This is a genomic window from Cupriavidus sp. DF5525, from assembly GCF_040149425.2.
GTDB lineage: Bacteria > Pseudomonadota > Gammaproteobacteria > Burkholderiales > Burkholderiaceae > Cupriavidus > Cupriavidus pickettii_A.
The window spans coordinates 2,137,059-2,149,148 of sequence record NZ_CP168265.1 but is presented as its reverse complement, the minus strand read 5'-3'; the positions used below and the strand labels follow the sequence as shown (position 1 = coordinate 2,149,148).

Sequence of the window (12,090 nt, the reverse complement as noted above, 5' to 3'; positions counted from 1 at the left end):
TCAGGAAACGCGGCGCACGGCCGGGATGCGGTACTGCCCCTCGATGAAGGTAGGCGCGGGGTGGTACAGGCGCAGGATCAGGTAGAACGGGCCCGCGGGTGCCGGCAGCCAGTTCTCGGGCTGGGCCGGCCGCCGGTGGGAAATGGGAATGACCAGGCCACCATCGGGCTCCATGCTCAGGCCAGGCGTGCGATCGCCCACCGCATAGCGGCCGATCTCGTTGGCGCTGAAGAAGCGGTCTTCGCCGTACAGGGAGACCGACCAGAAGGCCTGCGCGGGCGGCAGCATGCCGGGAGGGAAGCGCAGCTCGTACGCGTGCGCGCCGTTCAGCGGCTCGCCGTCGGCATCGAAGTCCGCCATCGCATAGATGGCCTCGTCGGCACGCAGCGCGCCGAGGCCCTTCATCGCGGTGCAGGCGCGCTGCAGCCAGTCGTCGCCATAGACGCCCAGCTTCAGGCTGTAGCCCCAGCTTTTGCGGCCCTGGCTGCGCGTATGCGCCTCGATCAGCTGCATGGCCTGGCGATAGGCATTTTCCAGGCCGGCGCGGATATCCGGGCGCAGGGATGCGACCTCCACCTCGTCTTCCGGTTTCAAACCCGCCTTGCGCAGCAGCGTGAAGGCGCCCAGTTCCCGTTCGGCGGGCGGGAATTCGCGCAGCGCGTTGAACAGGTTCTGGAAGAAGTCCAGGCCGTCGTTGCCGGTCTCGTGCCAGGCACTGACGCAGCGCGGCAGCGCCCTGCCCGGCGCGTCGAGCGCAAAGCCACGCTCGAAGGCATGGACCGCGCCCAGGTCATCCGGGCCCTGCACCAGCACTCGGCCCAGCAGCCAGACCAGCGAGGTCGGACAGGTCACCACGTGGGTGCCGGCGGCCGTCTGGCCGGGACCGACCAGTGTCACTGTGCCGCCTTCGGCCGGCACATTGCGCGGCCCCAGGTTTTCGAAGTTGTTCGTGTGCGCGTCGAGCAATTCCACCACGTAGTACCGGTCACGCTGCGGCAGCGGTGGCACGCGCAGGGTGACCGGCCCGTCCGCCAGGTTCACCCAGCCGCAGAAATAGAGCAGGTCGTTGGCGGGCGTGACGATGTCGCGATCTTCATGCGTCCATTGGCGCTCGCTCGCCGACAGCGTATTGACCGGCGCCCGGCCATAGCCCGTGGCTTCGCTGACGGCGGTCTGCAAGCGGCAGGTGCGCAGTGTTTCGAGCAGCGGATAGCCGTAGATCACGAGCGGCACCGCGGCGGCGGCTACCAGCGCTTCCTGGCTGGAGCTGTAGACGGGGGCAGCGAAAAATTCTGGCGCGGGATGGTTCATGCAGGGCTCCGGGAATGGGAAGGCAGCGAAGTCAGGGAAAGCTGGCAGGCGTAGCGGTTCATTCCTGCGCCGCTCCGCTCGACTTGACCAGCGCGGCCCAGGCGGCCACGTCGGCGCGCATTTGCGCGGCGAAGGCGCCGCGCGGCTGGGGGGCATAGCGCATGCCGAGCGCATCGGCCTGCGCCTTGATGGCAGGGTCGCGCATGGCGGCGACCGTGGCGCGCTCGAGCTTGTCGACGATGTCAGGCGGCGTCCGCGCGGGCGCGAACAGGGCGAACCAGCTGTCCACGCCGAACGCCACGCCGGCTTCCTTGAACGTCGGCACGTCGGGCAATGCGGGTGAGCGCTCGGAGCCGCTGACGGCCAGCGCCCTCACCTTTCCGCCGCGGATCAGCGGCAGCGTGCCGGCCAGGTCGGACATGGCCACCGGCAGCGTGCCGCCCATCACGTCGGTCAGCATCGGGCTGACGCCCTTGTACGGAATGTGACGCAGGTGGACGCCGCTGGACACGTTGAGACTCTCCCCGGCCAGGTGCCCGCCCGAGCCGTTGCCCCAGGAGCCGTAGGTCAGATCCGCGCCGGGACGCTTCGCCGCAGCAATCAGCGCTGGCAGGTCGCGGCCGGCGAAGGCAGGACCGGCGACAAGCACATTGCCGCCATAGAAGAGGCGGCTGACGGGCACGAAGTCGCGCAACGGGACATAAGGCAGCTTCGGGAAGATCGCCGGCGCAATCGCATGCGTGGCGGAAATCCCCAGCACCAGGGTGTAGCCGTCCGGCGCGGCGCGCGCGACCTGGGCTGAACCAATGGTGCCGGTGGCACCAGCCACGTTGTCCACCACAACGGTCGTCCCCAGTTCCTTCGACAGGCCGGCGGCCAGCAGCCTGCCGACCACGTCGGTGCCGCCGCCCGGCGGGAACGGTACGACCAGGCGAATCGGATTGTCGGGATACGGACCGGCGTGCGCGGCCGGCGGGACCGCGCACAGCGCCGTCACGGCGAGCGCGCCCAGTCCACGCAGCGCCATGCGCCGCGCCGGCAAGTGCGTCTGCAATTGCATGCTTGTCTCCTGTCTTGATTGGTGTACTGCGTCTTGCCGCGGTGGCGGTGCCCGTCTGTGCAGGCATCCTGTCCACCGCGCAGCACTGCGTAACTACGGGGCGCTGATACCGGCCGGGCGGAGCGTGACGACCGCGTCGGCGGCCACCAGCCCCTGCGTGGTGACGATGAAGGGATTGATTTCAAGCGTGTCCAGCCGCGGTCCCAGGTTCGCGGCCAGCTGCGACACGCTGGCCAGCACCTGCGCGGCGGCGTCCAGGTCCAACGCCGGATTTCCACGATGCCCTTGGCATAGCGCGGCGACCCGGCTTTCGGCCAGCATGGCGCGGGCCCGTTCACGCGTCAGCGGCGCCAGCCCGCAGGCGGTCTGGCGGAAGATCTCGACGGCCGTGCCGCCGATGCCCACCAGTGCCACCAGCCCGAACACCGGGTCGCGGCGCACGCCCACCATCACCTCGCCCCAGCCGCGCACCATGCGGGCCACCAGAACGCCTTCGAAAGGCACCGGGGGCGCCGTTTTCCGCGCGCGCACGTGCCACGGCCCCTTCCATCCGGGCAAAAGCGTCTCGCACCGCCTGCGCGTCAGCCAGGTTGAGGGCCACGCCGCCCACATCGCTCTTGTGCAGGATCTCGCGCGAGCACAGCTTGACCGCCACGGGATAGCCAAGGCGTTCGGCGATTCGCACCGCCTCATTCGCGTCCTGGGCCAGTCCGTGCGGGGCCACTGGCACCTCGACGTCCGCGAGCAGCCGCATGGCCTCATGTTCGGAAAGCGCCGTGGCACCAGGCGGGAGATCGCGCAACAGGTCTGCGTTCAGGAAAGATGGCGGCAGCTGTGGCGTCTTGGCTCCGCTGGCGCCTTCCATGGCCGCTGCGCGCGCCAGCGTGGCTGTGGCTTCCACCGCATGGGCTGGCTCCCGGAACACCAGGCAACCGCGGACCTCCAGCCATGCGCGTTTATCGTCATCGACGATGCCTGCCAGCAGTAGCGGCGCAGCCTTCGGATCTTCGCTCAGCGTGGCCACGGTCTGCTGCAGCTCCGGCCAGAGCCGCGGGGCATTGGCGCCCCCGGCCAGGAATGCGGCAACGCAGCCGTAGGCGCCGCTTCGCGCCACGCCCGCGATAGCGTCCATGAAGACGCGCGGCTGGGCCACCACCTGCCCCGTCACGTCGATCGGGTTGGCGGTGCTGGCGAACGGGATGGCCGTTTGTAATGCCTCGGCTTCCGCTTCCGGCATGGGCGGCAGCGGCAGACCCAGTTCTTCGGCGCGATCAGCCATCATGATGCCCACGCCACCGGAGACAGTGACGACCGCGAGCGGTGTGACGGCACTGGCATCGAGGCCGTCCGGACAATGCCAGAGCGCGGGCCGCCGCCCTCTGGACAACACATAGCCCAGCCGAAAGAACGCCTCCAGCGTATGGGCCCGGTGCACGCCGTAGGCGTCGAACACCGCCTGGTACACCGCATCTTCCCCGGTCAGGCTGGCCGTGTGCGACTGCGCCGAGCGCGCCCCGGCGGCCGTGGTCCCGACCTTGGTGATCACGACCGGCTTGCCGGCCGCACGCGCGGCGTCCAGCGCCTGGCGCAGGCGCGCGCCGTCGCGGCAGCCTTCGATGTAGGCGAGGATCACGCGCGTGTTCGGGTCATTGGCCAGCCATGCGATCACGTCGGCCACCTGCAGCCCGGCCTCGTTGCCGGTGGTGACCCAGTGGCTCAGGCCCAGGCCCGCTTCGCGCGCCAGGGCGTATGCATAGGCCCCGAAGGCGCCGCTCTGGCTGACCAGGCCCACTTCGCCGACCGGCGGCACGCCGCTGAGCGGGATCGGCGAGAACGTGGCGAACATGCGCTCGCGCAGGTTCATCGCGCCCAGGCAGTTGGGCCCAAGCAGCGTCACGCCGGCCTCGTGCGCGCTCCGGGCCAGCATGTCCTGCATGCGCACGCCCGCCTCCCCCGCCTCGGCGAAGCCCGAGGTGAAGACCACCGCTGCCCGCGTGCCGTTGCCGGCCAGCTGCGCCATCACGTCCTGGCTGGCGCTGGCCGGTACCGCCACGATAGCCAGATCCACGGGTTCGCCGATGTCTGACAGCGAACCGTAGGCGCGCAGGCCCTGTACTTCGCCAGCGGACGGGTTGACCGGATAGAGGCGCCCCTCGTAGCCGAGTTCGCGCAGCAGCCGGATGGGCATGCCGCCCACTTTGTCCGGCTGGGTGGAAGCACCGACCACCGCGATCGAACGCGGGTACAGCAGGGAATTCAGGTCAACCATGTGGAAGTCTCCGGGTCCTGTCCGTTGCAGGGGTGGCCTGCGCCCGCTATTGCCGCAGGCCGGTGGCGGCCTCGATGGAGCGGACCATCTCCATCAGCAGCGGCGCCACCTTCTTTTCCATCATTCCGCGCTTCACCTGGGAGCCGGACAGCGCGCAATTGAACAGCAGCGGGCGATTCAGGTAGTGGATGCGCGAATAGACACCCACGCCGTGCACGCCGATACCTGCGTCGCCCTCGTTGAGCGCGAAGCCGCGCTTGGGGTAATGCGCCACGTTATGGCAGAGCGTGTCGTAGAACGCTGCATATTCCTCGGGCCGCTCCTCGCGGGCGGCCGCCATCAGGCTTTCAAACTGGGCCTTCGACAAAGTGCACAGGTAGGCCCGGCCCATGGCCGTGCTGAGCACCGAGCGCACGGCACCGGTTCCGGGCCGCGCCGGCGTGCCCTCGTTGTGGGTGCAGGACTGCAGATAGGTCACGTCAAGCCGGTGCGCCACCCCCATCGACACAGCGCCCTCGATGCGGTCGGCCAGGGCCTGCATCAGCGGCCGGGCCACGTGTCGCACCTGCAGCCCGGTCAGGTAGGGATAGCCCAGTGCGAGCACCTGGGCGCTGACGAAGTACTTGTCGAGCTTGGGGTCCCAGTCCAGGTAGCCCAGCTCGAACAGCGTGCGGCAGATGCGCGACACCGTGGCGCGCGGCAGCTGCAGGCGCTGCGCCAGCTCGCCGTTGCCCTGGGGACGCGGCTCATCGATGAAGCAGCGCAGCAAGGCAAAGCCCTTGGCCAGCAGGCCGCCGAAGGACGGGTCCTCGCGGCGGCGCTCGGCGATGAATTGTTCGACTGGAATGTTCATGGCGTCTCCCGTTTATCCAGTCTGGACAGCTGTCCATCCTGTGTCAAAAAGCGGAATCAATTTCCACATATTGGAAATATAGGCCATCGCCTTGACCTGCCTTGCGGGCCACCCCTATGTTCTGTGGCATCGAACAGAGATTCGAAACCGGAGCGGGAAACCTGAACGGGGTCATGGACCATCCCGGGCTGATTCCACCTTTTTCCAGGAGACAGAACATGAAAATCCGCAGCCTGTCAGGCGGGCGGCGTGCCGTCCTGTTCACGGCGGCGGCCCTGTGCGTGCTGCCGCTTGGCGCACGGGCCCAGGGCAGCTACCCGAGCAAGCCGGTGCGCCTGATCGTGGCCTACCCGGCCGGTGGCCTGACCGACACCCTGGCGCGCGCGCTGGCAGACGGCCTGGGCAAGCGCCTGGGCCAGACCCTGGTGGTGGAGAACAAGGGCGGCGCGGGCGGCATCATCGGCACCGACCAGGCGGCCAAGTCGCCGCCCGACGGCTACACGCTGCTGCTGACCATCCCTGGCCCGATCACCGCCAACCTGGCCCTGTACAAGAAACTGCCCTACGACCCGCGCACCGACCTGCGCCCGATTTCCGACGTGGCCACCGCGCGCACCGTGCTGGCGGTCAACACCGCCGTGCCGGTCAGGACCGTGAGTGACTTGATCGCCTATGCGAAAAAGGAACCCGGGAAGCTGCGCATGGGTTCCTGGGGACCCGGCACCCAGCCGCACACCATCCAGACCTACATGGCCAAGACGTATGGGGTGGACATTCTCCACGTGCCCTACCGTGGCGAGGGCCCGATGGTGACCGACCTGCTGGCCGGCCAGATTAATGTCACGGTGGGTTCGGTCACCGCCCTGCAGCAGCACTTCGCCGGCGGCCGGCTAAGGCCCCTGGCGGTTGCCGGCTCGCATCGCGCCAGGGCGCTGCCCAACGTGCCCACCTTTGCCGAGGCCGGCTATCCCGACGAGGCTTACCGCCTTACCGGACCGATCACCCTGATGGCCCCGGCCAGGACGCCCCAGCCCATCATCGACCGCCTGGGCCGCGAGGTCAGCGCGCTGGTGAAAAGCCCGGAGTTCTCGCAGCGCATCGAGGACATGGGCGCCGAGCCCATCGGCAATCTGCCTGCCGAAGCCGAAAGCGGCTACAAGGCGTACCTGCCGGTGGTGATGAAGCTGACCGCCGATACCGGGGTGACGCTGGACTGAGAACGGCAAGGCTCCGGACCGCTACTTCGCACTCAACGGCTGCATTGCCTGGCGATCGGTACAGGACCTCCTGGCACGCTCTCCCAGGAACGCCTCGGCCTCCTCGGGGGTGAGGTCTCGCCCTGCGGTCTGGCAGGCGATACCCACGAGGTCAGGTAATGTCAGCCGCCACAGTCTTACTGTCCCGTCGTAAGCACCCGTAATGACCCAGCGACTGTCCTTCGTGAAGCCAATATGGGCCACAGTCGCTTCATGCCCTCGCAGCACGACGGGCGCCGCACTCGGATTCGTTGGATCCCAGAGACGGGTCGTTCGATCTTCGCCGCCCGCGGCCAACCACTTGCTGTCCGGACTAAATGACGCCGACAAGATTCTCCCTGCGTGCCCGGTGAGTTCAATCGGCTTCGATGTTCCGGATTTTGTCAGGTCGAGCAGCTTGAGCGTCCTGTCCCAGGAGCCAAAGGCTACCCAATGGCCATCGGGGCTAAAGGTTGCTTCCAGAACGCGATCCGAAAACGTCAGTACCGATACCAATTTGGGTTCGGGACCGGCGCTGAGATCCCAAAGCCGCCCCTTGGTATCCATACTTGCCGTTGCAGCCCATCGCGAGTCGGGGCTGAACACGACCTGGTACACAACGTCTCCATGCGGGAGCAGACGCGGGCTCGCGCAGGGATTGGGAGAGGCCAGGTCCCATATACGCGCGTTGGTACCGTGGGCGGCCGTTGCCAGATAGCGCCCGTCCGCGCTGAACGCTGGCTCCCGCACCGGCTCGCCCTGGCTGCAACGATGGCGTGGCTCCAGGGAAGGACTATCGGTGGAGACGTCCCAGATATTCACGATACCACCTTGCCACGTCCCGCTCACCAGCCACCGGCTGTCTGGGCTGAACACCAGCGTCCTCACGTCTCCCCACTGTTGCTCAACGAGAACCAGCGGCTTCCTGGAGAGCTCCGTCAGGCGCCAGAGGCTGATCACCCCCTGATCCTGGCTTTTGGCCGCCAGCCAGCGCCCATCCGGGCTGAATGCGATGGCGTGCGAGGCACCGGGCAAGGGCAGTTCACGGGCCGGTTGACGAGGATCCCTGGTGGACCAGAGCACGAGTTTCTTGTCCTCCTGACTCGAAGCTGCGATCCAGTTGCCGTCCGGACTGACAGCCATCCCGACGATGGAAGGTTTGACCTTGCCCCGCAGCACGAGCGGGTCCGCAATGGCATCGGGGATACTCCATAGCCGTGCACTTGCATCTTCCCCTAGGGTGACAAGGTGGCGCGGCTCTGCGCCAGGGCTAAACATGACATGCTTCACGGGCAGTTCCTGGCCGCGCAGGATCGTGGAGGGTATCGTCAAGTCAGCCAGATCCCACAGGCGCGCCGTTGCGTCCTGTCCGCCCGTCGCAAGCCACCGCCCATCATCGCTGAATACGACGGAATTGACTGCGGCACTATGCCCCTTCAGGGCAACCGGCTCCTTGCGCGTTCCCGTCAGGTCCCACAGCATGACGGCCGCCCCACTGCCGCTGCCGATCGCCAGCCACCTGTTGTCAGGGCTTAGGCCCACAGTGCCGATCCACCCGCCACTGCCACCATACCGCCCCACGACAACCTGCGGCGGGTTCTCCTGTGTCAGATCCCAAACCTCCACGGCATAGCCATAGGCAACCGCCAGGCGTGTCTCGTCGCCGTTGAAGGCAATGGCCAGGAGGGAGTCCTCATGTAGTTCCGTTGCATGGGAAAGGCGCCTGGGTTCCTGATCGGGAAAGCCAGCCGACAGGTCCCACAGGCGAACCGGGGCCCCGAACGCTTTGCACCCACCCGTGCAGCTGGTCGCGAGCCAGCGTCCCTTGGGACTGAACACAACATTCATGACGGGAACTTCATCCTTCCAGGCGTCGCAGGGTGTTTCCAGCGGCCCTTCGACGGACATCTTCCAGATGCAGATATTGCCGCTCTGTGTGCCGATCACCAGCCACTCACCGTTCGGGCTGATCGCCACAGCGTGAATGGCACCATACTGGCCGCCGCCAAATATCGGACCAGCTTTTGCCCCTTCCGCCGTCAAACGCCAGAGTCGAACCGAGCCATCGGCAGCTCCGCTGACCAGCCATCGGCCGTCGGGGCTGAATGCCAGGCCGTGAACGGCGCCCTTATGTCCGTCGAGCAGGAATGAGCGGCTCGTCGGATCGACAGTATTGAGATCCCAAAGTCGAATGGCGCCGTCGTCGCTCCCGGTGGCGAGCCAGTGCCGGTCGAGCGAAAAGGCGGCAACGCGGGACGACTTTCCGTGCCCTCCCAACGGGCGGCCGCCGGTCGCCCGTAGTTGGTGTCGGAGGCCATCGATGGCAAGCAATGTTCCGTCCGGGCTATCCTTGCTCAGGGAGGCGGCCTGCACGCTCAGGAGCAGGCTACGCTGCGGGTTCGTTCCGATATCGCTGGTATGCCGGGCGAGCTGTTGCACTTCGCCTACCCTCTTGTTGGCGGCTGTCGCCTCACGGTATTGCCATGTCGCCACCACAGCGGCGACAGTCGCGACTGAAAGCAAGCCCAAAGCAACGAAGGTAAACATGCGGGAAATCCTTGCTGCTCGCCTCTGCGCCTCCGCCGCCTTCGTTTGCTCCGCCGCGATCCGCTCGGCGTCCCTGATCCGCCGTTCCTGCTCCTCCTTCTCGGCCGCGTCACGGGCACGTTGCGCCGCGCTACAGGCGTTGAGGTAAGCCCGTTCCACGGACGCTTCCGGCATGGTGAAACGCGAGTTCGTCAGCAGCGCCTCGGCATCGCTCAGGCGGCCCTCGCGGTGGACCAGGAGATCGCCACGTCGCCCTCCCTGGTCCCACTCTTCCGCGGCACGTTGCAGGCTTTCCAGCGTACGCAGCTTGTCCCGATCCTCCATCAGCCAGTTGCTCAGCTGGGGCCAGGTACGCAACAGCGCCTCGTGCGCAACTTCGCTGGTCTCCCGGCCCTGGGAATCACGGTCGGTGACCAGGAGACGCGCGTCTATGAATCGCCGCAGCAGCGCCAGGACGCGGCGTGGCAGATCGTCGACCAGGGCACGCCGGCGCGAATAGGCGCCCTCGGCATTGATCCGCACCATCGTTGGCACAAAGGCGGCGTGTAGCGCGTCAAGTTCGTCCGGGGCGGGCTTTGTCTCTGCGATGATTCGTTCTGCCTCTTCCCGGACCGCCCCTTCCAAGCGGCCGAGACGTTCATATTCGTCCAGCGCCAGGCGGCCGCTGCCGCCGCTGCGCTCGTAGAGTCTCCTCAGCGTGAAGGCCAGCAGGGGCAGCGCATCGCGGGTACCGGTATCACTCACCATGGCCTCTACCAGGCCATCGGCAAGTTGCAATCCGGCTAACCGGGCTGGCCCCCGGATGATCTCCGGGAAGCTTCGCAGCGGCATTGGGTCAATGGGAACGGCCCGATAGCGGAAATGATGTGGATAGTCGTTGTCCTGCAGCGCCGGGTGGTTCTGGAAATCGCCGAGAAAGTCCGAGCGCAGCGTGGCGATTGCCATCAGCCGCCGGTCGCCGATCTCCAGCCCGGCACGTAGGAGCCGGAGAAAACGCGTGGCTGCCTCCGCTGGCGTGTAGCCAAACAGCTCTTCGGCCTGGTCGATGGTCAGCAATACCGTCGCTTCCTGACGTTTGGCGGCAATCGCCAGATCCCGGGCAAAGCCGAGCAGTGCCTGGCCATCCGGGGGAATTTGTGCCGCCGCCGTGTGCAGCTCGGTTCGAATCGTTCTCCAGTCGCGCGGCGTCCCCTGGGCATCGAAGCTCGCGGCCAGCGCTACGGCCAACTCGTCGAGCGGTTCGACCTGGGGCCGGAAAGGCGGGGTTGCAAGCCATTCGGCAGGCTTCTTCCTGAGCCGGGGGATGACGCCCGCCCTTGCCAGCGACGACTTTCCGCTGCCCGATGCGCCGAGCAAGAGCACGAATCGCGCTGCCTCGCTGCCCTGACGGCGTAGCGCATCCAGGGTTTCGAGCGTCTTGAGAATGTCCTCGCCACGCCCAAAGAAGATGGCCGCGTCCTGTTCCTCGAATGCCAGGAGCCCCGGATAAGGTGGCCGTCTGGGGTCCCAGTCGAAAACATCCAACGGATCGAGCCCCCTTTCCAGGAGGCCGATCCTGAGTCGCTTATAGCCTTCCTCCGGCTGGGCCGTCAGATCGATGTGCTGGATATCGCTGAAGATGCCGCTTGCATCGCAGGCTTGCACCTTGACCGGGAAAATCGCTTTGCCGCGCTCCCGTGCCTGTACCAGCTCGGCAAAACACCATTTGGAGGCCAGCCAGTTCGGAGTCAGTAACGCGATCACCGCCTGCGACTGGCGCAGGTTCTGATAAAGCGTCTGCTCCCATCCGGCGCCGCCCTTGATTCCGGCCTCCGGGTCGAAATCCAGGAACAGCGAAGCGTGGCCCTGCGCTTCCAGCCACGCTTTCATATCAGCCGCCGCCATGTTGTCGGCGCTGCTGTGGCTAATGAATATTGAGGTCATTTCCTGCTCCCAATACCAGGCTTCTTGCCACGAGGTCGCCAATGGTGGCGAATCCCTGCTGCCGACCTAGAATGAACGAACCTCTCAACTTGCCGGAGATCCCCATGCCAGACGTCACGATCGACAGCGCCAAGACGTTCTTGCTTGACGCGGAACTTCCCCCGGTGGATCACTCGCGCGATCCGATGCTGCTGGACGGCGACACGCCGCAGTTCGATGAAAACAAGGACCAGGCCGTCGTGATAGGTTCTGGCGTCCTGACCTTTTCCAGGGGAGTGCCGGCCGAGCGCCGCACTGCGGTGGCAAACTCGCTGCTGTTGGCGCAACTGGTTGCAAGGCGCACCGCAGGCGATCCGGACAACGTCGAAGCCTGGTACAAGGAGTACGTGCGGGTGCTGGCCAATATCGGCTGGCTGATCGAAAGCACGACGGCCACCCGCTATGTCGAGGGCAGCGACAGGTTCGAGACGCACAAGGCCGTCATGTCCGTGGCGGCGCTGCTGCTCGGCCCGGGCGCCCCCGGCGCGCTCGCGCTGGTCCAGACCACTCTCGACGGGTTGGCCAGCATGGACAAGAGCAAGCCGTGGATCACCATCTTCAGCCGCGAGACAAGTGCTTCCAGCGTGTCCAGCTTCCAGGTGGCGCTGGCGGAGGAGGCCGCCGACGGACGCTTCGTCGTATCCATGATGGCCTTCGCGCTGAAGGCAGGCTCGGCGGTCACGCAGGTGCTCTTCTTCAAGGCGAGCAGCAATGATGTGGAGTTCACGCATTACGACTCCAGGGCCGAGATCAATGTCGGCATCCTCGACGCGCTGGAGCCAGAGCTTGGCAACCGCGTCGCGCAGCATAGCAAGTCGTTCATCAGCCAGCTCCCCGATCTCTAGCAAGCGCA

7 protein-coding genes and 1 pseudogene are annotated in these 12,090 nt (G+C 66.5%); 2 read left to right on the top strand and 6 right to left on the bottom strand.

Translation table 11 applies throughout. The annotated features are described in order from the left end of the window. The 5 genes and pseudogenes from ABNX08_RS10105 to ABNX08_RS10085 all read right to left on the bottom strand — a co-directional run bounded on the left by ABNX08_RS10105 (position 1) and on the right by ABNX08_RS10085 (position 5,493). Entirely contained in the window at positions 1 to 1,311 is a 1,311-nt protein-coding gene (locus ABNX08_RS10105; protein WP_349607234.1) for a DUF1254 domain-containing protein, read from the bottom strand. 58 nt (positions 1,312 to 1,369) lie between these two features. Beyond that, positions 1,370 to 2,371 carry a tripartite tricarboxylate transporter substrate binding protein gene (locus ABNX08_RS10100; RefSeq protein WP_022535088.1) on the bottom strand — a complete coding sequence of 334 codons (1,002 nt, stop codon included), beginning with the start codon at positions 2,369 to 2,371 and terminating at the stop codon, positions 1,370 to 1,372. A 93-nt stretch (positions 2,372 to 2,464) separates the two neighbouring features. After that, a complete protein-coding gene (locus ABNX08_RS10095; RefSeq protein ID WP_374063674.1) occupies positions 2,465 to 2,845 on the bottom strand; it encodes an acetate--CoA ligase family protein in 381 nt (126 codons plus the stop codon). Positions 2,846 to 2,972: 127 nt separating this feature from the next. After that, positions 2,973 to 4,559, bottom strand: a pseudogene (locus tag ABNX08_RS10090) (acetate--CoA ligase family protein); the annotation flags it as partial. Positions 4,560 to 4,686: 127 nt separating this feature from the next. Beyond that, positions 4,687 to 5,493 carry an IclR family transcriptional regulator gene (locus tag ABNX08_RS10085; RefSeq protein WP_022535086.1) on the bottom strand — a complete coding sequence of 269 codons (807 nt, stop codon included), beginning with the start codon at positions 5,491 to 5,493 and terminating at the stop codon, positions 4,687 to 4,689. 218 nt (positions 5,494 to 5,711) lie between these two features. On the opposite strand from ABNX08_RS10085, the gene ABNX08_RS10080 reads away from it, so the two are divergent. Then, positions 5,712 to 6,710, top strand: coding sequence for a tripartite tricarboxylate transporter substrate binding protein (locus ABNX08_RS10080; protein WP_022535085.1), 999 nt, complete (start codon positions 5,712 to 5,714; stop codon positions 6,708 to 6,710). Positions 6,711 to 6,731: 21 nt separating this feature from the next. Here the strand turns inward: ABNX08_RS10080 and ABNX08_RS10075 are convergent, their stop codons facing one another. Then, a complete protein-coding gene (locus ABNX08_RS10075; protein ID WP_349607236.1) occupies positions 6,732 to 11,198 on the bottom strand; it encodes a TIR domain-containing protein in 4,467 nt (1,488 codons plus the stop codon). A gap of 89 nt (positions 11,199 to 11,287) precedes the next feature. Here ABNX08_RS10075 and ABNX08_RS10070 point away from each other — a divergent pair, with 89 nt between their 5' ends. Beyond that, on the top strand, positions 11,288 to 12,082 hold the full coding sequence (locus ABNX08_RS10070) for a hypothetical protein (RefSeq protein WP_349607237.1): 795 nt from the start codon (positions 11,288 to 11,290) through the stop codon (positions 12,080 to 12,082). Positions 12,083 to 12,090: the final 8 nt, after the last annotated feature.

Bases quoted from the DNA above. Each gene is read 5' to 3' on its own strand.
- ABNX08_RS10100 (WP_022535088.1), bottom strand. From the start codon at position 2,371: ATGCAATTGCAGACGCACTTGCCGGCGCGGCGCATGGCGCTGCGTGGA.
- ABNX08_RS10105 (WP_349607234.1), bottom strand. From the start codon at position 1,311: ATGAACCATCCCGCGCCAGAATTTTTCGCTGCCCCCGTCTACAGCTCC.
- ABNX08_RS10075 (WP_349607236.1), bottom strand. From the start codon at position 11,198: ATGACCTCAATATTCATTAGCCACAGCAGCGCCGACAACATGGCGGCG.
- ABNX08_RS10080 (WP_022535085.1), top strand. From the start codon at position 5,712: ATGAAAATCCGCAGCCTGTCAGGCGGGCGGCGTGCCGTCCTGTTCACG.
- ABNX08_RS10095 (WP_374063674.1), bottom strand. From the start codon at position 2,845: ATGGTGCGCGGCTGGGGCGAGGTGATGGTGGGCGTGCGCCGCGACCCG.
- ABNX08_RS10085 (WP_022535086.1), bottom strand. From the start codon at position 5,493: ATGAACATTCCAGTCGAACAATTCATCGCCGAGCGCCGCCGCGAGGAC.